Genomic DNA, 20,814 nt, shown 5'->3' with positions numbered 1-20,814 from the left:
ATTAATCAAATTAGAAAGTAATGCAGATAGCCAAAACTCAATTTTAAGCTAAAAAAATTAATGTTAGCGGCAATTCGGAAACGCTCAACATCGACTATTTTACTGTAAATCGGCTTTAGGCAAGGAGTCACACGTTCAAACTCTAATACCAATTCCATTAAATAACTGCACCCTCAGCGAGAATTTACAAGCATATAATCAAGGCGTTTGAACGAAAGAATAGTGGTGCTCTTTTGAGTTCGAAGAACGCAGAATATGTGCTTTTAAAACTCGCCCAAGGGAACGTTCCAGCGTATTTTGCACTTCGTTCTTGGTTTTTGAAAGGGAATAACCATTCCTGCACAAAGATATCTGGAATATTTTTGAACAGCTTTGCTGGCTTTAGCGAAAGGCAGGATGCCTGAAGTACACCGACGCCTTGTTCAAAAAACGCTGGATCGTTCTGAGTGTACAGTTATTTAATGGAATTGGTATAAAGTAACCTTGAGCATTTTCAGCACTATCTGCTAGGGTGGATACTACTCACTTTAAATAAAATGGTGCCACAATGAATCGCCGAAACTTCCTCTCTTCCATAGCCGCAACCAGCGCCGTTGTAGCAGCTTCGACCAAGAGTTTTGCCGCCGATACCACACAACCTTTGTCGGTAGGTCTAATTGGCTGCGGTTGGTTTGGTAACATTAATTTAGAATTGCTGCATAAAAATGCCAGTATCCAAGTGCATTCACTTTGCGATGTGAACCAGAAAATGTTGACTAACACCATGGAGAAGGTTGCCAAATATCAAAAATTATCACCCAACACCTATGCTGATTATCGCCAAATGCTTCAAGCAAGGCATCACGACATTGTGATAATCGCCACACCTGATCATTGGCATGCATTGCCAGCCATAGCTGCAATGAAAGCGGGGGCCGATTTATTGCTAGAAAAACCGGTTAGCATAGATGTCATAGAAGGCGAATCCGTAGTAGCAGCGGCTCGAAAATACCAACGTATAGTGCAAGTTAATCTGCAACGCCGCAGTAGCCCAATTCAAAAAGAAGCAAAAACCAAATATATTGATAGCGGTAAACTAGGCAAAGTGGCACTTGTTGAGTCCTATTTTTATGGACACCAATCTGATAAAAAATTCGATAGTGTAAAACCACCCGAACATTTAGATTACGACATGTGGGCGGGACCTGCTCCCAAAGTTGATTACATAGCCCCTATGGAAAAATCTGGCTGGCGTCGATTTAAAGAATACGGCAACGGATATGGGGGTGACATGGGCGTACATATGTTTGATATGGTCAGAATGATGCTAGATATAAACTGGCCCACTTCAATTAGTGCCAGCGGCGGAATTTTTGTGAATAAAAACGCCACAGGCAGCCGCACAGACACACAAACAAGTGTCTTTAACTATCCCGACCTTACTGTCACTTGGGAGCATCGAATGTGGGGAAAATCTCCCATACCGCAACGTCATTGGACCGATCAATGGGCTGCTCGTTTTGTTGGCACCAAAGGCACTTTAACCGTCAATTTATTTGGCTATGAATTCGAACCCAATGATGGCTCACCAAAAGAAGGTTACCATTTGATGTCTCGCTCAAAAGACTTAGAAAATATTGATTTTGATAACTGGGAAGAAGCGTTCGATGAATTAAGTGCTTTCCACAAACAAGACTTGATACAAGCGATTCAAAGCCGCAAGAAACCCAATGCAGACGTAGAACAAGGCCATATATCAAGTGCTTGTTGTATTTTAGCCAACTTGTCTTTACAACTTGGCCGAAGCCTTCGATATGATCCAAAAACCAGAACGGTATTAGACGATCCAGAAGGCACCGCACTTCTTTCTAGGCCTTACCAAGGAGATTGGCAACATCCCACACCGGAGAATGTATAACACAGCAAAAGCTGGGAGCTGTTCATCAGGGGAAAAGCTAGACTCTTTAGCTGCGAAGCAGCGCCTAGCTTTTCATCTCAGCAAGGACGCTGAGATTGGGTGCAGATCATCAAGGACGTGTGATTGACTTGCCCCACGATTATCTCAAACTCCAGACACAAAAAAACCGACATTAAGTCGGTTTATGTCTTTTACTCTTAACAAGTAAAAGTGGTACCAGAGGCCGGACTTGAACCGGCACGCCCGTGAAGGCAACGGATTTTGAATCCGTCATGTCTACCAATTTCATCACTCTGGCATTGTTCTAATGAAGACTTTATCGAGCTATCTTCAAGAGGCAGGCATTATAGCGTTCAATGCTTGGCTTGCAAGTTTTTTATGACAACACCTTGTGAGTTTGATGGTTTTTTCACCAAACTCACAATTTAGAGCAATTTAGCCAAAACGTGATTGCATGAAGTCTTTAAAAGCTTGAGCTGGGGCAATCGCACCTGGGTGCTGTATAACACAAGAAGCGGCTGCTGACGCTAATTCAACGGCTCGTTGTGGAGTTTGTTCGGTCATTCTTGCACCTAAATAAACACCATTAAACGAATCACCGGCAGAAGTGGTATCGACCACTTTAGCTACAGGTTGGATCTTCACTTCTTGTACTTGTCCATCTATTGCAATAAAGACACTTTCAGGGCCATTTTTAATCACAATTTCTTCAATTTGGTAGGGCTGACAAAAATCTAGGATTTCGTTCACCGACTCTAATTGATATAACTGGCTAAAGTCTTCTATGCCTGGTAATAAAAGGTCAGATAGCGCAAAAGCTTGTTCAAACTCACCTTTAGCTTCGTCTTCATCACGCCATAACCTTGGGCGATAATTTGGATCGAAAACTATTTTTACACCAGCCTGTTTCAACTGTTTTAACATGTCCCAAAACATGGCTCTTTGTTCTGGCTTAATGACAGCTAAGCTGATGCCAGAGAAGAAAAACAAATCTTGAGAACCAAGTGTGTCGATAACATCTTGGTCAACAAACTGCATCACTTCTCTTGCAGCTGAGTTCTCACGCCAATAGACAAACGAACGTTCACCATCTTCATCTGTTTGCACCAAATAAACACCCGGAGCTTTTGTTTTATCTGCATAAACAAAACAGTTATCTAAACCCTCTTGAGTAAACACATCGAGCATTTGCTGACTGATACTGTCGTCACCAACTGCACTCATAAAACTCACGTCAATTTGAGAAAATTGACGCTTCAAATAAACCGCCGAATTTAATGCGTCTCCCGCAAATGCATGACGCATAGTTGCTGCGTCATTTTGTTTTAATTCAAGCATACACTCGCCGAACAGTACTACTTTTTGCATGATAAACCTTGTATATGCCTCAATGATTAATTTTTAAAAACTACTTTTGACTTTTTAATGGCTCTATTTTAGGGCAAAGGAACAAAATACTTACCATTACAATAGAAGCCAATGCCGCACCAAGAATGAAAACATTGTGGTAGTTTGCACCAGCAGTCAAAAATGGAACCATTGCTGTTAAACCTGCCGCAGAAAATTTTGCAGCCATTCCAGCAAAACCTGCTAACGAACCAACGCTGTCTTTGCCTAACATATCACTTGGTAAAGTTTGAATGCTACCAATCGACGTTTGGAAACCAAACAATATTGCAGCCATTATAAGCACGGCAGTGTTCGCACTACCTGGGTTAGATAACATTAACAATGAAGGCAACATGATTAAACAACCTAACACAATAACGGCTTTACGAGTTTTGTTTACACTCCAACCAGCTTTAATTCGGTTTTGAGATAATAAACCACCAAACCACGCACCAAACATAGCGCCAACATATGGAACCCAGCCAATGATAGCTAATCCCTTAACATCCATATTATAAACTTCTACTAGGTATGTTGGAATCCAAACGATGAATAACCACCAAATTGGATCAATTGCAGCAGTAGCGATAATAACACCCCAGCTTTCTTTACGACGCAACATCTCACCATAACTAGGTACATATTCATCTACTTTAACTTCGCTTCCTTCAACAGCGCCTGCTTTTTGCCCTGTTAATATGTACTCACGCTCTTCATCGGTAATCCAAGGGTGTTTAATGGGTGGCGCTTTAACTAACACTAACCATGGAATTAACCATAAAAGGCCGACAAGACCAATTAATACGAAAATAACCTTCCAACTAAAAAACAGTGCTAAATAGGCAATAAGTGGCACAGAGATAATACCACCAATTGCAGCACCCGAATTAAAGATGCCTTGTGCTAACGCACGCTCTTTACTTGGGAACCACTCGGCGTTAGCTTTTGCAGCACCAGGCCAGTTTCCGGCTTCTGATATACCTAAAAGCGCACGGAAAATACTAAAGGTTAAAACGCCTTGAGCAAATGCATGTAATGCTGTTGCTAATGACCATACACCTATGGATAAAACAAACCCAATTCGCGTACCAATCCAGTCAAATATCTTACCAAATACAGCCTGACCTATCGCATATGAAAACAAGAAGACAACACTTACCGTACCTAACACTTGTTTAAGTTCATCAGCATTTTTCTCAGGGTAGATTTCACTACCCATATATGGCCAAAGCACACTTAGTGCTTGTCTATCTATGTAGTTAATGACGGTAGCAAGTGCAATTAGTGCGATTACCCACCAACGTAAGTTCTTCATTTTCATATTTTTATACTCTTGTTGGCCTAGCTTAATTACTAGGCTAAAAACGCTCTTCAAAGGGGCAAACTACCCACTTTAAGTTACTTATAATGCCCAACTGCAAATATTGACTTAGCTTTTTTGACAGAGGGTTTATGCAAGTTTTAACAATCTTGAATAAAGTGAGCAGACTAACCATGTCAACAGAGGACCAACTCTAAAATATGGCACGGTCAGACTACTCAAAACAGTTCGGGATTACCCCAATTAAAGCACTTGGTTATTAGAAACTTGTGCTGTATGAGGCCCTTTTACCCTTAATTCAACAATACTGGGGCCTTTGGTCTTATCAAAAATATTACCAACGACTTTAGTAACAGGTTCTCCAACTGTATGTTCAATCACAACTGGAGCTGAATTAAGAAATTTGTTAGAGGATAGGTCTGTGACCTGCACACCATGCAGCTTAACAGAGGCTTTATCTTTGTTGCGAGAGCCCATGCCTACATTATTAATGACGTTTTTACTCACCAAATAATGTGGTCCGAAGGTACTTTCGTCAGTCCCGCCACGATAAACTTTAGCGACAGCGCCTTCTACGTTTTTAAACTCGTTTCCAGTTAAGCGGATATATTCAGCGTTATAAATACCTAGGTCATCTGTTTCTTTATTAAGACGCAAAATATCACCCGTGATCTCACTGAATTTACTATTAGAAATATTGATGTAATCGGCAAAACTTCTATAACCGGCATCAAAGAAATGGAAAGAATGGTTTTTATTTAAGTTGGTAATGACACTATTCTGAATGATTAAGCGGTAGTTACGCTGCATAGGTAATCTAGACGTTCTAAGCAAGGTATTACCCGCCGAATCTGGTGCTTGTTTAGCGTCAATGATTAGACCATCTAACTTTAAGTTACCAAAATCATTGATATCAACAAAAGTAGAACGACTTGGTAATAACGTTGCTTTACCTTTATTTACAGCTTTAATTGTGATGGTTTTTCTCAGCTTTATCACTTTAGCCACATCATAATCGCCATCTTCTAGCAATAAAGTATCACCAGAGTTTGCGTTCTTAATAGCATTAAACAACACATTTTCGGCAGGCTTTAGACTCACTGTTTTACCTGAATCAAACGCCACATCAGGCTCGGCTTTAGGATAATAACTCGCACCAATCTCAGATTTTTTGACTAGCGTTAAGTCTGCCGAAGCGCCAGCATTTTTTAACGCGCTATCAACGGGATAAAGCAAACCATTATCAGCACGTTTCATTGTCACTTGAGTAGGCGTAAAACCAGACTCAATTTTAGGTTTGGTTTGCTGACTGACGATATTTCCATCAAATTGAATACCACTGATGTCGTCAAAAATTGAAATGCCGTCGGTATCTTTGTCATGAATGACCAAGTTGTTTTGGAATTTACTGTTAACTGGAGCGGCACTTCTTTCAGCGTCACTGCCTGCAGCAAAATGGATATGATCTACGTTCACTATTGAGTTGTTTTCAATCAACGCGTTGTCTACTTGGTGGTAACGATTAATTTTTGAATTAGGTACACCATTCATAATCGTAAACCCGCTACCAAATCGGTAACCTGTTAGGCCTTCCATGTAGTTGTTACGAATAACTTGATCTTTATTAATAACTCTAATGCCACCGGTATGATCAACGCCGTTTCCAAAAAACACATTGCCTTCAACTAGGTTGCCATTACCGTGGCGTAATGTAAGTGTGCCGCGAGATTCAAAAAATACATTGTTTAGGATTTTGTTTTTACCAGACTTATTAGAAATGATTTCTACTTCACCATTACAGCGGTCGAAGTAGTTATTTTCAATGGTAGTAAACGAGTCTGTTAATGAATAATGGCTGGTGCCAATGCGTAATGTTTCGCCACCATTTGATCCTAAAACTGGACGTGGACCAAAGTAGTTATGGTCAATTCGATGATGATTTTGTTGACTTTCTTTAGTATTTAAACGCACTGCCATTGTGACGCCTGCGTTCTTCTTACCCACTAAGTTACTATGATCAAAACGGTTATGTTTACCGTACATCACCACCCATTTGTCTTGTTCAAATTTTTCAGGGTTACTAAAGTTGTCAATCACAACTTGGGTTACTCGGCTATGATAGGCTAAATCGTCCTTGTTGCGACGAAAGGAGATGACTTCTCCTGTAGGTGTATAACCGTCTTTAAATACTAGGCCAGAGACCACCAAATACTTGCCTGCAATACGCAAATTAGATTGGCCAGATAAAATAACTTTGCCCGGTGTTTGAGCCTTTAAAGTGATAGGCGCATCTTTTGAACCTTGGCCTTTAAAAACAATTTCAAAGTTTTTCCAAACACCATCTGCTAAAACAATCGTGTCACCAGCTGAAACTTGTTTAACTGCTTTGATGTATTCGTTTTGGTTAGATACTAAATGCTCTTTGGCTACTACATTTGTACTCGGGAATGAACAACTTGCTAATACAAAAAGAAATACAAAACTAAAACATTTGAGACTTTGTAAATTTGAATGAAATCCCATGTGGTCCTCTTTATCAACCCAAAGGCTGCCCTACTAAGATGGAAGAGCCCTCTACAAGTGCGGTCATAGAGAGCTCAATTTAAATTTCAATAAGAGCGCTAGTCATACTGTGTATATCTAGCCAAACTTATTAAAGTTTGTATACAAACCCTGCATAAATACGAGGTCCATAAACATTGATTTCACCAAAGTTTTCTCTAGACGGAATAAACTGTCTTTTAGGTTCATCAAATATGTTGATAGCTTCAACTGATAGTTTTAGGTTTTTATTAAGTTTATAGCTAACACGAGCTTCAATTACAGCAGTGTCATCTACGTATCTTAAGTTACCTGGAGTCGAAATATATTGTTGAAAATATTCACTTCTGTATTTGTAAATCAATTGTGCGTTGAAATCACCTTCTTGATAATAGAACTGACCAGAAATAACCGTGTCTGAAAAGCCAAATATTTCAGCTGGAGCAACTAATCCAATCCTTTCAACAGACTCACCAGTGCTGTTATCAATTACAGTCGATGCACCAAAGTTAGCATCTTCAACTTCAAAATCTGAATCAGCCCAGTTATAGCTTAATTTCACACCAAAGTTTTGCCAGAAGCTTGGTAAGTAATTAAATGCATGGGTTGCAGTCATTTCTACACCGTAAATAGTACTGGTGTCTTCAGTTGTTTCTTGAACCGTTACTAAAGTGTCTAAAGGTTGCCCATCTACTATGAAAGTTTCTGTAGTTGAGTTATTTTCAAATCCACCTTCAAAACTTTTGTAATACGTACCAAAGGCAAGCAAAGTATCGTCATTTGGATACCATTCGATGGCAACATCAGCATTCCAAGAAGTGAAAGGTTGAATATTTGGATTACCATTTGCCGTAGCAGTACCGATAGCCGCTTCAATTGTTGCAGGATCTTCACTATCGTCTGATAGGCCACTAAAACTACGACCGAATCCCATATCAGATGGAGAAGGTCTTGATAGTGCTCTATAGATAGCGCCCCTTAATAAAAGGTCATCGTCTAAATCAAGAACAGCATTCACGCTCGGTAATATTTCTGTATAACTGCTGCCACCAGCAACTTCATATAGATCAACGCTTGTATCTTCAACGATATTGCTAATTGCGCCTTCTGAATTTAATACTGTGATTAATGCACCACGTAAACTACGAGAAACAACGTCTGTATTCACATAACGCACACCAAAGTTACCACGTAAGGCATAATCACCAATCTCTGTATCATAGTCAGCTTGGATATATGCAGCAGTTGTTTCTTCTTCTACTTCAACGTTTGCCACACTAGGACGAGGCTCAGGGATAACTGGCGCACTTCCAATAACGGCAGTGGCTAAACACAATGGATCAAAAGACGCATAAGCATTTCCTGTTCCTTGTGAGATTACACTTCCGTTATCATCAACATTAGTAATAAGTGGCTGACCACCTGTTACAGAAGTTAAGAATCCACTTTCAGGGAATTGACTATCTTGGCATCGAGCAATCGCTTCATACATAACCGAGTCGTCGTCATTGGTAAAAGTATCACGAGTTCTTGGGTTACTATCAAATTCCAATTTAGAGAAACGAAGGCCGCCTTTTACAGAACTAAACACGTCACTATCAGTTAAGTATTCAAAGTCGGTTCTAAACGCAGTAATTTTATTGTTGCGAAATTGGTTTTGATCAACTCGAGTACGAGCAGAGTCAGCAAAATTATTAGGGTTAGTTACGTCAAAATTTCTGATTGTCATAAGTGGTATCAAAGAACCATTTTGACCAATTTCCACCGCAGTATTAATATAACCACCATCTGCAGCGCCTGGTACTGGATTACCTAGAATATCATTCGGCTCAGATTGTAAACGAGTGTGGTATAGGCCTTCGCGACGCTCAGTTTCTGATACAGATAAATCACCTGTAATGGTTAATACATCGTTTACATCGTAAGCAAATGAAACACCGCCACCTTTATATTCTTCTAGGCGTTCTAGATAGGTACTAAGTGTTTCAATTCTTTGTCTGTATGTTCCTGATACCAATGAACCACCATCAGTAATAACCAGATCTACTGGTAACTGACCTTCACGATCAACAGTAGGATCATCTACACGTCTACTGCTAGCAAAAACTAAGTCATTACGCTTTTCAGAGAACAAACGTTCGGCATATTCAGCATCGACATTCAATTCAAATGACTCGTTTGGACGCCATTGAATGGCACCAAATATTGAATCCCTTGAATCATCACTGGTATTTTGACGATAAGAATAAGAACTTGGTACAAACAGATATGGAACACCTGCATCAGGCGAAACACCTGTTACGGGATCAATTTGATTATTAATACCACCATCATCACAATCATCACCATCGTCATACAAACCTTCTGCACCGTTAGGATCTATACGACAATCTCTCCAGCCACTTGTAGTTCGAGCTTCTTGTTCAGGGTTTGTATTACTTCTTTTTTGACCACCGATTGAAAAACCAATTTCACCGAAGTTTTCAGTTTCAAATTGGTCAACATAACTAGCAGTAAAACGCGTACCAAAATCACGTGCGCTGTTCTCTATATCACCTTCTGCGGGATTCCAGTTTGCTTTAGCTTGAACTTGAAAACGACGTTTCCCATAATCTAGAGGTTTCATGGTGCCTAATGAAATCTGTCCAGATACACCACCTTCGATTAAGCTGGCTTCTTGGGTTTTGTATATTTCTATTTTATTAAAAAGTTCTGACGGAAATTGAGAAAAGTTAACTGAACGGTCGCCACTACCGTTTGCAGCTTCACGACCATTAAACACAGTACTACCAAGGAAAGGACCTAAGCCACGAATTGAAATCTCTGTCGCACCACCTTGTTCACGGTGTGAAGAAGCACCTGTTAGTGTTTCTAACGCTTCACCAATAGACAATGCAGGTAATTCACCAATGTCATCAGCAGATAAACCATCAACAATGCTCGTTGATAACTTTTTGATAGCGATAGAATCTTGAATAGTTCCACGGATCCCTTTGACCTGAATAACTTCAGTGTCGTCGCCAGCTGCTGGTGCATCTGCTGTTTCTTGAGAGGTAGCAGGTAAAGCAATTAGTGAAAGAAGTGCTGTAGCACAAATGCTTTTAGCTAGAACGTTGCTTCTATTGCTAGACAGAAAGGCTTGGCTAACCTTATTAAGTTTGATCATGTGTTATCTCGTTTTACGTTTTTAATAATAGACGATACCAATGTAACCAATACGAGAACAATTTGTCAAATATTTATTAACCAATTTTACAATTGAATTATTACCAATATGAAAGAAATTGGATTTACCAATATTTTCTACTAAAATATTACCAATTTGGTTTTCGGGCGTTTCATGGTATAACAAGTCTATAGCGTAATTATCTATAGTTAATATATCCGTATATTTACAAGTTTTTGCTACATAGATATGTTTTTTTAAGAGGTAAGAGGATGAAAAATCGTCGACTATTTTGGAATATCGTCGAAAAAATTGAGAAGTTGATAGATTCGGGGCAGTACCCGCCCGGTAGTCGCCTTCCTCCAGAACGAGAACTAGCTGAAAACTTTGAAGTCAGTCGTCCAACTATTCGTGAAGCGATTATCGCTTTAGAAGTACTAGAGCGCGTTGAAGTCAAAACGGGGTCAGGTGTTTATGTATTAGAACATACCAAGCAAAGCACTGAACATATTATTAGTGCATTTGAACTTACTCAGGCCAGAGCCTTGGTTGAAGGCGAAGCTGCGGCTTTAGCAGCTACGACCATTTCAGAAGAAGAGCTAGCTCGTTTAAAACAAACTTTAGTTCAGATGGAAAAGGGCATTAACCCCGATGCCGCTGATAAAGAATTCCATTTGATCATTTCCATGGCCACCAGAAACAACGCAATACTTATGGCTGTTTCAGAGTTTTGGAAGTTAAGAGATTCTAGCCCCACTGTTAAAACGGCTTATAAAGGCGTATGTGGACAAAGTGATGAAAAACGTACTGAAGAGCATATGAGTATTTATCAAGCACTTGAAGCTAGAGACTCACAAGCTGCTAGAGCTGCAATGCACCACCACTTTAATCGTTTGATTAATGCTTTGTTTGAAGCCAGTGAGGCAAAAGCATTAGAAGAAGTTCGCAGACAAACAAGCCAAACAAGAGATTTATATTCACTAAGTCACTTAGTCAATTAGTTAAATGAGTAATTAATTTTTTAGGAATTAATTGACTTAAAACTAATAAAAAAAAGGCCCGTATGGGCCTTTTTTTGTAGGGTACAGTAGCTAATTTTTGTCTACTTTTATTATTAGATTTTTCTGTTTACTCTAAGAGAAAACTAAACCGGCATTAATATCAACATTATTACCAGTCATATATGATGCATCGTCGCTAGCTAAAAAGCCTACTAACTTAGCCACTTCTTCAGAAGTACCTTCACGTTTAAGCGCAGTCATACCCGCAACAGCAGTACGTACAGCGTCTTTAGTAAATGTATCGTGGAATCCTGTGCTAATCATGCCTGGGCATAAAGAATTAACACGAATACCTTTAGGGCCTAACTCTTTTGCTAAACCGCGAGTGAAACTAGTTACAGCGCCTTTTGATGCTGCATAAGCAACTGAACCTGGGCCACCACCATCGCGTGCTGCCTGCGAAGAGAAAGTAACAATTGAACTTCCCGCAGATAAATGTGGAATGACAGCATTACACATCATGAATAAAGACTTAAGGTTAACATCCATAACGTTATCCCAATGTTCGTTAGACATTTCGTCAATTGTTACGCGTGCTAACAAGCCACCAGAAACATGCACTAATACATCTATTTGACCAAATGCTTCAAGTGTTGCATCAACTGTCTTTTTAACATCTGTTACCGATGTTAAGTCAGCTTGAATCGCAATTGCTTTCACACCTAATGCTTCAATTTCTTTTACAGCGCTTTGTGCAGTTTCAGCACTTGAATGATATGTAAGTACAACATTAGCACCTTTACTTGCTAACTCAATTGCACTAGCTCGGCCAATATCTCTACCGCCGCCTGCTACAATGGCTACTTTGCCTTTTAATGTCATAACGTTCTCCGTTGAATCTTTAATGGATAAATAAAATTAAGCCTACAACTGGTAACCAAAGACATTCCGCGGCGCGTAATAAGATAATAACCAATCGAGTTCGTGTTATAAAAATAACCAATACATCAGTAAGTGTCAACCAATTATTTAAGTTTGGTATTACCAAATGATATAATTTAAATTCCAATCATTGCTAAGAGTCAGTTATTTATCGAGTTTCCGCTGATTTTTCAGATAAAAAAGGGATTCATTTGTTAATAAAATAACATCGGCGATGATTGAAAAAAACTAATAAATGGGAATAAATAGTGACCAATTTTGATGTAGTGATTACTTTCTTTGGTAAATTTTACCATTATTGCTCATTGTAATAAACAAATTGGTCTTGCAATGAGGTCTTAAATTAGTTCTACAGGAGTGTATTTGAGTCTCTTTTTATTTTAAATAAGAAACCCCTTAAGTATATTTAGAGAAGATTTATGCAAGATCTACTTAATTCATACTGAGTGACCGTTTGTTTATTACGATTGGTATAACGCCTTGCTACTGATAGAATGATTTTTATTTGCTAGAAGTAAGTTCAATTGAGTAAAACGCCAACAAATTTCGTTAGAGCTAATTTTTTCCGTCGATTGGCAGCAATCATTTATGACTTATTGGTTGCCGTCGCTATTGGCATGTGCGCGGCCATAATAATGACAGTTTTTTTTACCTTATTATACGAAAATGGTATTTTGGATAAAAATGGGATTGAACATATTAGCGACGTATTGCAACAGTCCCGCTTGTTTCAATTAACCTTGCAGTTATGGGTCGCAGCTTGGGTCATAGGCTTTTTCCTTTGGTTCTGGCGCAATGGTGGACAAACTATTGGCATGCGAGCATGGAGGTTACGTTTGTTTAGCACTAACGATAAACCTTTCGGATATGCCCGTGCTTTTTTACGCTTAATATGCTCTTTGGGAGGATTAGGCACTTTACTTGTACTATTCGATTGGAAATCCAAACAATCTTTACAAGACCGAATTTGTGCAACTGAGATTTTAGTCTTATCAAAAGATGCAAACCACCATGCTTCATGGAAAGATATACAAGACTAAAAGCAAATAGAAATTTTGTTCCTTAGCCTTTTTTCTGCAATAAAAAAATTGAGAATATAGCAAAAACTAGGCTGGGTAACGCAGCACCTATAATAGGTGGTAATTGATATACTAAACTTACCGAGCCAAATACTTCATTACTCACAAAGAAACCAAAACCCGTTAACACCCCTAAAATAATTCTAGCTCCCATTGTCACACTACGTAGCGGTCCAAAAATAAAAGACAGTGCCATTAATAACATCACACCTACTGATAAGGGCTGAAAGACTTTTCGCCATAAGGCAAGTTCATAACGACTGGGATCTAAACTGTTATTCTTTCTATAATTTACATACTCAGTTAATCCTCGAATAGACAAAGCTTCAGGTTTAACTTTAACAACACCTAACTTATCTGGGGTCAACGTAGATTGCCATACCCCATTGTCAACTTGCTCATAACGAATTTGATTATCACCCATATAAGTATATTGAACCTGACTTAATGCCCAACCAAACTCTGAGTGCGTTGCATGTTTAGCGTTGGTGATTTGTTTTAGAATTAAGTTTTCATCAAATTGATAGACATTAATATCTCTTAAGGTGTAACGATCAACTACTTCACCTATGCTGACAAAATCGTCGCCATCCTTTGCCCAAGTTAACTTGTCCGCAGCAAAGAGACTGCCGCCAGAAATCGATTGTGTGCGTATTTCTTTGGCTTTGGTTTCGGTCACAGGTGCAATCCATTCACCTATAGACATCACAAATAACACCATGAGTAATGCCGATTTCATGGCAGATACAATAATATTCCATCGGCTTTGCCCAGCAGACTGCATCACAACCAATTCGCTATTGCTGGCTAATATTCCCATACCGACTAAACCACCAATCAAGGTAGCCATAGGGAAAAATTGCTCTATTTCTCTAGGTAAACTTAATAAAACATATATACCCGCGGTCGTCATATCATAACTACCGCGCCCCACTTGTTTCATTTGTTCAATAAATTTAATGAGCCCACTAAGCCCAACTAACACACTAAGACTCATAGCCGTTGTGGCCAATAATGTTCGAGCAATGTAGATATCTAAAATTTTAAACACGGACACCTCCTTTAATCCGTGCTCTTAACTTCACCCCAAGTGGCCGACCTTTGAGAATTAATATTGCACCTATAAATAACAACACGCCATGCACCCACCATAAACCCAGTTGCGGAGGAATATTGCCATCTTCAAGGGCTTTCCTCCCTGCCATTAATAATAAAAAATACCCGAGGTATAACATTAAGGCAGGGAACATTTTACCAAAGCGCCCTTGTCTAGGGTCGGCAGCACTAAGAGGCACGGCTATCAAGACCAAAAAGGGTAACGACAAAGGAATAGCTATTCGCCAGTGTAATTCCGAAATAGCCTCAATGGATGGGTCTTTGACTAAATCAGGTGTTGAATACGCCGTTAATTTTCGACGCTTTTTTTGTGCTTGTTGTTCTGCTATTTGAATATCATATTCGTCAAATTCAATAACACGATAATCTTGTTGGCCTAGTTTACCTTCGTATTGTTTACCTTTGTTGAGTACTAATTTTTCAGAGCCATCGGGGCTCGCTATGACTCCACCCGTCTGCGCATATACTACTCGTACATTATCTTCGGCGTCTCCCTCACCTCTTTGTGCTAAAAACACTTTTCTAAGGCCGTATTCTCCATTATCAATATCGTGTACAAACATCACGGCCTGCTGATTGGCGGTTTGTTGAAATCGCCCTGGGATCAAGGTTGTTAAACCACTTTTGGCTCCAAGCTCATCTTCAAGTTGATATTCACTTTCCACTGCTAACGGTGCTAGCCATAAAGTTAATACCGCGGTAACCACTGACATACTGACAGCGAGTACCATCATCACCCGAGTGATATACCACTCACTAATTCCACAAGCGCGCATCACAGCCATTTCACTGTCAACATACAACCTGCCATGAGCCAACATGATCCCTAAAAACAAACTTAACGGCAAAACTAAAGACGCCAGAACAGGTGTACTAAGAGCTAAAAATCCTAACACTAAGCCGGCAGGGATTTCACCATTTGAAGCTTCTGCTAAAACACGCACAAATTTTTGCGTAATAAAAATTGCCATCAGCAGCATAAAAACAGCCAACTGAGACTTAAGAGTTTCAAAAACTAAATAGCGGAAAATAAGCACAATGTATCCATAGGAAAAGTAGTATTTTTAGTGGCACTATGGGAAATTTTAAGTAAACTTAACGTTTTCACAAGTTTAATTTAATTATAGCCCGAAAATAGGCTCTAAAACCTAATATGTTTTTAGATTTAGCCTAGCTAAAATTAATCTTACAATATAATCACTGTATAACCCAATCCTAGCGTTTTATTAATTAGAAATAAGCGACCTAGGTTAGAATATTACAGATACAGTTAAACCGTCTAGCACTGAGGAATAATAGTGGAATTTAGCGTTAAAAGTGGCAGCCCAGAAAAGCAACGCAGTGCCTGTATTGTAGTAGGTGTATTTGAACCTAGACGTTTAACTTCAGTTGCTGAGCAACTGGATATCATCAGTGAAGGTTACATAAGTAATCTACTTAGAAGAGGCGATTTAGAAGGCCATGCGGGGCAAATGTTATTATTGCACCATGTGCCAAACATTCTTAGTGAACGTGTATTACTGGTTGGTTGTGGAAAAGAAAGAGAATTAGACGAACGCCAATATAAACAAATCATTTCTAAAACCATTAAAACCTTAAATGAAACCGGTTCAATGGAAGCGGTAAGCTTTTTGACAGAATTACATGTTAAAGGTCGTGATACCTACTGGAAAGTACGTCAAGCTGTCGAAGCCACACAAGATTCGTTATATACATTTTTGCAACTTAAAACCAAAAAAGGCGAGCTACGCCGCCCTTTACGTAAAATTGTGTTTAATGTTCCTACTCGTAGAGAGTTGCCTGCCGGTGAACGTGCACTAGCACATGGTTTAGCTGTAGCTGAAGGAAGTAAAACAGCTAAAGACGTTGCTAACATGCCGCCCAATATCTGCAACCCAGTTTATTTACTAAAACAAGCCGAACAATTTGCTGAAGTGTATGCAAACTTATCGGTTAGCTCGGTAAACGAAAAACAAATGGATGAATTGGGCATGCACTCATACTTAGCTGTGGGTCGAGGTTCTGTAAATGAATCCATTATGACTATTATGGAACATAAAGGCGGGCCCGCTGGACAAGCTCCTATTGTATTAGTAGGTAAAGGCTTAACCTTTGACTCAGGTGGTATTTCAATCAAACCAGGTGAAGGCATGGATGAAATGAAATACGACATGGGTGGTGCAGCCGGTGTACTCGGTGCTATGCATACCATTTGTGAATTAAACCTGCCAATCAACATAGTTGGCATATTAGCGGGTTGTGAAAACATGCCCGACGCTAACGCCTATCGTCCTGGTGACATATTGACGACTATGTCAGGTCAAACTGTCGAAGTTCTCAATACTGACGCAGAAGGCCGCTTGGTTTTATGTGATGCACTCACTTATGTAGAACGTTTTGATCCTGAATTGGTCATTGATGTCGCCACCTTAACCGGTGCATGTGTTATCGCATTAGGAAAACATGCAACAGGTGTCATGAGTAATCACAATCCTCTTGCACATGAACTGATTAACGCTTCGGAACAAAGTGGTGACAAAGCTTGGCGTTTACCGTTATGGGACGAGTATCAAGAACAAATCGAAAGTCCGTTTGCTGATATGGCCAATATCGGTGGCCGACCTGCAGGCACTATTACTGCAGCTTGTTTCTTATCTCGCTTTACGCGCAAATACAATTGGGCTCACATGGATATAGCGGGAACAGCTTGGGTGAGTGGCAAGAATAAAGGTTCTACAGGTAGACCAGTACCTATGTTGTCGCAGTTTTTAATGAATCGCGCTGGCATTGAGACAGAAGATTAATACCCAATTATTGATTAAGGCTAAGAACTAAATGTCTAATGTGACGTTTTATCTTCTTGATGAAACTGCAGAAATAAACCAACAGCCAGCGCACTTTGCGCTGGCTTGTTTGTTGGCAACCCGCAGTTATCGTAACAAGCAAAGATGTCTGATCTATTGCCAAGATCAACAACAAGCAGAACAATTTGACGAATTATTGTGGCAGCTACCAAACGATGCGTTTGTTCCGCACAATTTAGCTGGAGAAGGCCCTGTAGGCGGTGCTCCAGTAGAAATATGTTGGCAAGCCCCAAGCCAATTTAACCGTCCTGTACTAATTAATTTAACAGACACAATTCCGGTTTTTCATCAAAGATTTAGACAAGTCATTGATTTTGTACCTGCCCTAGAGGCGTTAAAAGTACAAGCCAGAGAACGATATAAACATTATAGAGCAGCAGGAAATCAACTCGATACCCAGCCCGCTTCTAGCATTAACGAGACACAAGAAAATGGATAAGACTTTTAATCCACAAAATATTGAACAAAAAATTTATCAAAACTGGGAAGACAGTGGGCAATTTAAACCTTCTGGTGAAGGCGAACCTTACTGCATAATGATCCCACCGCCAAATGTAACTGGCAGCTTACATATGGGCCATGCTTTTCAGCAAACCATTATGGATGCATTAACTCGTTATAAACGTATGTCTGGTAACAATACTTTATGGCAAGTAGGTACAGACCACGCGGGCATCGCCACTCAAATGGTAGTCGAACGTAAATTGGCAGCAGAAAATGGCCCAACTCGTAAAGAGTTAGGCCGTGATAAATTTATTGAAAAAATTTGGGATTGGAAAGCAGAATCGGGCAATACCATTACTAATCAGATGCGTCGTTTAGGCACCTCTGTTGATTGGGATCGCGAAAGATTCACCATGGACGAAGGGCTTTCAAGTGCTGTTAACGAAGTATTTATTCGACTTCACTCTGAAGATTTAATCTATCGCGGCAAACGTTTAGTAAACTGGGATCCTAAATTACAAACGGCTATATCTGATCTTGAAGTAGAGAACAAAGACAAAAAAGGCCACATGTGGCATTTCCGTTATCCTTTAGCTGATGGCGTAAAAACGCTTGATGGCAAAGATTACCTAATTGTCGCTACCACACGTCCAGAAACAGTATTAGGTGATACAGGTGTTGCAGTAAACCCAGAAGATCCTAGATACAAAGACCTGATTGGCAAATTTATAGAGTTACCACTAGTCGGTCGTAAAATCCCAATTGTTGGTGATGAACATGCTGACATGGAAAAAGGTACAGGTTGTGTAAAAATCACCCCAGCCCACGACTTTAACGATTATGAAGTTGGCAAACGTCACAAATTACCCATGATCAACATTTTGACCTTTACTGGCGAAATTCGTCAAGAGGCAGAAGTATTTGATACCAATGGTGAAGCAAGTGATGTTGAATCAGCAGAATTGCCTGAAGCATTTCAAGGTTTAGAAAGGTTTGCCGCTCGTAAAGCAGTCGTGGCCAAATTCGAAGAAATCGGCTTATTAGATGAAATAAAAGATCACGACTTAACCGTTCCTTATGGTGATAGAGGCGGTGTGGTCATTGAACCAATGTTAACGGATCAATGGTATGTGCGCGCTGCTCCATTAGCTAAAGTAGCCACCGAAGCTGTGACTAATGGCGACATAGAGTTTGTACCAAAACAATACGAAAACATGTACTTCTCTTGGATGAACGATATTCAAGACTGGTGTATTTCTCGCCAATTATGGTGGGGCCACAGAATACCGGCTTGGTATGATGAAAGCGGCAAGGTTTATGTAGGTCGAGACGAAGCGCAAGTGCGCGCTGACAACAATCTAGACGCCAGTGTTACATTGAGACAAGATGACGATGTGTTAGACACTTGGTTTTCATCTGCGTTATGGACATTCTCTACTTTAGGTTGGCCAGAAAACACCGAAGACTTAAAAACCTTCCATCCTACCGATGTATTAGTAACGGGTTTCGATATCATATTCTTCTGGGTAGCCAGAATGATCATGATGACTATGCACTTCATTAAAGATGAAAATGGCAAACCTCAAGTCCCCTTTAAAACCGTGTATGTGACCGGCCTAATACGTGATGACGAAGGCAATAAAATGTCTAAATCTAAAGGAAATGTGATTGACCCTTTAGATATGATCGACGGTATTTCGTTAGACAACTTATTAGAAAAACGTACTGGTAATATGATGCAGCCGAAAATGGCGGCAAAGATCAAAAAACAAACCGAGAAACAATTTCCAGATGGTATTGAGTCTCACGGCACCGACGCATTGCGCTTTACTTTAGCTGCTCTAGCTTCTACTGGCCGCGATATTAATTGGGACATGAAACGTTTAGAAGGGTATCGAAACTTCTGTAATAAGTTATGGAACGCCAGTAACTTTGTATTAATGAATACTCAAGAGTTTGATTGTGGATTTACCTCTGAAGCTCCTAAAACCTTGTCATTGGCTGATAAGTGGATTATGGGGCAATACCAGCACACAATTAAAGCTTACCGCGAAGCAATGGACACCTATCGCTTTGATATCGCTGCTAAAATATTGTATGAATTCACTTGGGACCAGTTCTGTGGTTGGTATATTGAACTAACCAAACCAGTATTGTTGAAAGGCGACGAGCTACAGCAACGTGGCACACGCCACACATTAGTTACTGTATTGGAATCCTTGCTTAAACTCATGCACCCGATTATGCCGTTTATTACTGAGACCATTTGGCAAAGCGTTGCACCATTAGCTGATTGCCAATCTGCCACCATAATGAATCAAGCTTATCCTGAATATGATGAGTCTAAAGTGGATGCCACTGCTATGGCTGATTTGGAATGGGTTAAAGGTTTTGTATTAGCCATCAGGACAATTCGTGGTGAAATGGACATTGCACCTAGCAAACCTCTATCAGTGCTTATCCGTAATGCTTCTAATGAAGACCTAAGACGTTTGGAAGAAAACAACATATTCTTGCAGTCTATTGCAAAAATAGAGGCCGTTACACCACTCAATAAAGATGAACAAGCTCCAGCTTGTGCAACGTCTCTACTTGGCGCATTAGAAATCATGATCCCAATGGCGGGTTTAATTGATAAAGACGCCGAATTAGCGCGTATTGCCAAAGCATTAGATAAACTCGAAAAAGACTGTGCCAGAACCAGTGGCAAGTTAGCCAACGAAAAGTTTGTTAGCAATGCTCCACCAGCGGTCATCGATAAAGAAAAAGCTAAATTAGCTGACTTTAGTATGCAAATTGACAAATTAAAGGAACAGAAAGAGACAATTTCTAACCTTTAAAGCCAATAATCTAGTTAATTAGTATTAAAGATGTAAAAATAAACCGCGATTGATCTACCGTCTTTCGCGGTTTTTTGTACAATGTATAAACACACTCTCTTTTTTGGTGCTAATCTTTGACCTTACGTGTTGTTTTACTATTTATTTGTAATCTTTGCTTAGTATCAAACAGCTTTGCGACTGAGAATAATCACGTAAAAATAGTCTTTGCAGC

Annotated in this window: 13 protein-coding genes and 1 tRNA gene; 6 read left to right on the top strand and 8 right to left on the bottom strand. The window is 39.7% G+C overall.

Annotated features, from left to right (window positions below; genetic code table 11):
• The first annotated feature begins 547 nt into the window (after window positions 1–547).
• Window positions 548–1,897 carry a Gfo/Idh/MocA family protein gene (locus ACSHXM_RS03380; RefSeq protein ID WP_435687316.1) on the top strand — a complete coding sequence of 450 codons (1,350 nt, stop codon included), beginning with the start codon at window positions 548–550 and terminating at the stop codon, window positions 1,895–1,897.
• Window positions 1,898–2,108: 211 nt separating this feature from the next.
• On the opposite strand, the gene ACSHXM_RS03375 is transcribed toward ACSHXM_RS03380, so the two are convergent.
• From ACSHXM_RS03375 to ACSHXM_RS03355, 5 genes are all read right to left on the bottom strand, one after another.
• Window positions 2,109–2,195 (bottom strand) — tRNA-Leu (locus ACSHXM_RS03375).
• A gap of 137 nt (window positions 2,196–2,332) precedes the next feature.
• On the bottom strand, window positions 2,333–3,265 hold the full coding sequence (locus tag ACSHXM_RS03370) for a sugar kinase (RefSeq protein ID WP_435687315.1): 933 nt from the start codon (window positions 3,263–3,265) through the stop codon (window positions 2,333–2,335).
• A gap of 40 nt (window positions 3,266–3,305) precedes the next feature.
• Window positions 3,306–4,607 (bottom strand): MFS transporter, encoded by a 1,302-nt coding sequence (locus tag ACSHXM_RS03365; protein ID WP_435687314.1) that lies wholly within the window; start codon window positions 4,605–4,607, stop codon window positions 3,306–3,308.
• A 243-nt stretch (window positions 4,608–4,850) separates the two neighbouring features.
• Window positions 4,851–7,130, bottom strand: a complete 2,280-nt coding sequence (locus ACSHXM_RS03360) for a chondroitinase-B domain-containing protein (protein WP_435687313.1) — start codon at window positions 7,128–7,130, stop codon at window positions 4,851–4,853.
• 130 nt (window positions 7,131–7,260) lie between these two features.
• Window positions 7,261–10,314, bottom strand: coding sequence for a TonB-dependent receptor (locus ACSHXM_RS03355; RefSeq protein WP_435687312.1), 3,054 nt, complete (start codon window positions 10,312–10,314; stop codon window positions 7,261–7,263).
• Between the two features lie 272 nt (window positions 10,315–10,586).
• Between ACSHXM_RS03355 and ACSHXM_RS03350 the strand changes: the two genes are divergently transcribed.
• Window positions 10,587–11,315 (top strand): FadR/GntR family transcriptional regulator, encoded by a 729-nt coding sequence (locus ACSHXM_RS03350; RefSeq protein WP_435687311.1) that lies wholly within the window; start codon window positions 10,587–10,589, stop codon window positions 11,313–11,315.
• 132 nt (window positions 11,316–11,447) lie between these two features.
• Here the strand turns inward: ACSHXM_RS03350 and ACSHXM_RS03345 are convergent, their stop codons facing one another.
• Window positions 11,448–12,197: an SDR family NAD(P)-dependent oxidoreductase gene (locus ACSHXM_RS03345; RefSeq protein ID WP_435687310.1), complete on the bottom strand. Its 750-nt coding sequence runs from the start codon at window positions 12,195–12,197 to the stop codon at window positions 11,448–11,450.
• A 584-nt stretch (window positions 12,198–12,781) separates the two neighbouring features.
• On the opposite strand from ACSHXM_RS03345, the gene ACSHXM_RS03340 reads away from it, so the two are divergent.
• Window positions 12,782–13,297: an RDD family protein gene (locus tag ACSHXM_RS03340; RefSeq protein ID WP_435687309.1), complete on the top strand. Its 516-nt coding sequence runs from the start codon at window positions 12,782–12,784 to the stop codon at window positions 13,295–13,297.
• 22 nt (window positions 13,298–13,319) lie between these two features.
• Here the strand turns inward: ACSHXM_RS03340 and lptG are convergent, their stop codons facing one another.
• Entirely contained in the window at window positions 13,320–14,387 is a 1,068-nt protein-coding gene (lptG, locus tag ACSHXM_RS03335; protein ID WP_435687308.1) for an LPS export ABC transporter permease LptG, read from the bottom strand.
• Complete coding sequence (gene lptF / locus ACSHXM_RS03330) at window positions 14,380–15,489, bottom strand: LPS export ABC transporter permease LptF (RefSeq protein WP_435687307.1); 1,110 nt, start codon at window positions 15,487–15,489, stop codon at window positions 14,380–14,382. The genes lptG and lptF overlap by 8 nt, the downstream gene beginning before the upstream one ends.
• Before the next feature lie 261 nt (window positions 15,490–15,750).
• Between lptF and pepA the strand changes: the two genes are divergently transcribed.
• Genes pepA through ACSHXM_RS03315 form a run of 3 tightly spaced genes read left to right on the top strand, consistent with a single transcriptional unit; the run spans window position 15,751 to window position 20,600 of the window.
• The gene (gene pepA / locus ACSHXM_RS03325; RefSeq protein ID WP_435687306.1) at window positions 15,751–17,256 is read left to right on the top strand and encodes a leucyl aminopeptidase; all 1,506 of its coding nucleotides are present in this window, start codon (window positions 15,751–15,753) and stop codon (window positions 17,254–17,256) included.
• 31 nt (window positions 17,257–17,287) lie between these two features.
• Window positions 17,288–17,755, top strand: coding sequence for a DNA polymerase III subunit chi (locus ACSHXM_RS03320; protein ID WP_435687305.1), 468 nt, complete (start codon window positions 17,288–17,290; stop codon window positions 17,753–17,755).
• A complete protein-coding gene (locus ACSHXM_RS03315; protein WP_435687304.1) occupies window positions 17,748–20,600 on the top strand; it encodes a valine--tRNA ligase in 2,853 nt (950 codons plus the stop codon). Before ACSHXM_RS03320 ends, ACSHXM_RS03315 begins: the two co-directional genes overlap by 8 nt.
• The last annotated feature ends 214 nt before the right edge of the window (window positions 20,601–20,814 follow it).

It is taken from the genome of Paraglaciecola sp. (genome assembly GCF_051252315.1).
In the GTDB taxonomy this organism is placed as follows: domain Bacteria; phylum Pseudomonadota; class Gammaproteobacteria; order Enterobacterales; family Alteromonadaceae; genus Paraglaciecola.
This window is presented reverse-complemented; position numbering and strand designations above follow the sequence as displayed.

Excerpts from the sequence above, each read along its gene's own strand:
- ACSHXM_RS03380 (WP_435687316.1), top strand. The coding sequence starts at position 548 with ATGAATCGCCGAAACTTCCTCTCTTCCATAGCCGCAACCAGCGCCGTT.
- ACSHXM_RS03370 (WP_435687315.1), bottom strand. The coding sequence starts at position 3,265 with ATGCAAAAAGTAGTACTGTTCGGCGAGTGTATGCTTGAATTAAAACAA.
- ACSHXM_RS03365 (WP_435687314.1), bottom strand. The coding sequence starts at position 4,607 with ATGAAAATGAAGAACTTACGTTGGTGGGTAATCGCACTAATTGCACTT.
- ACSHXM_RS03360 (WP_435687313.1), bottom strand. The coding sequence starts at position 7,130 with ATGGGATTTCATTCAAATTTACAAAGTCTCAAATGTTTTAGTTTTGTA.
- ACSHXM_RS03355 (WP_435687312.1), bottom strand. The coding sequence starts at position 10,314 with ATGATCAAACTTAATAAGGTTAGCCAAGCCTTTCTGTCTAGCAATAGA.
- ACSHXM_RS03350 (WP_435687311.1), top strand. The coding sequence starts at position 10,587 with ATGAAAAATCGTCGACTATTTTGGAATATCGTCGAAAAAATTGAGAAG.
- ACSHXM_RS03345 (WP_435687310.1), bottom strand. The coding sequence starts at position 12,197 with ATGACATTAAAAGGCAAAGTAGCCATTGTAGCAGGCGGCGGTAGAGAT.
- ACSHXM_RS03320 (WP_435687305.1), top strand. The coding sequence starts at position 17,288 with ATGTCTAATGTGACGTTTTATCTTCTTGATGAAACTGCAGAAATAAAC.
- ACSHXM_RS03315 (WP_435687304.1), top strand. The coding sequence starts at position 17,748 with ATGGATAAGACTTTTAATCCACAAAATATTGAACAAAAAATTTATCAA.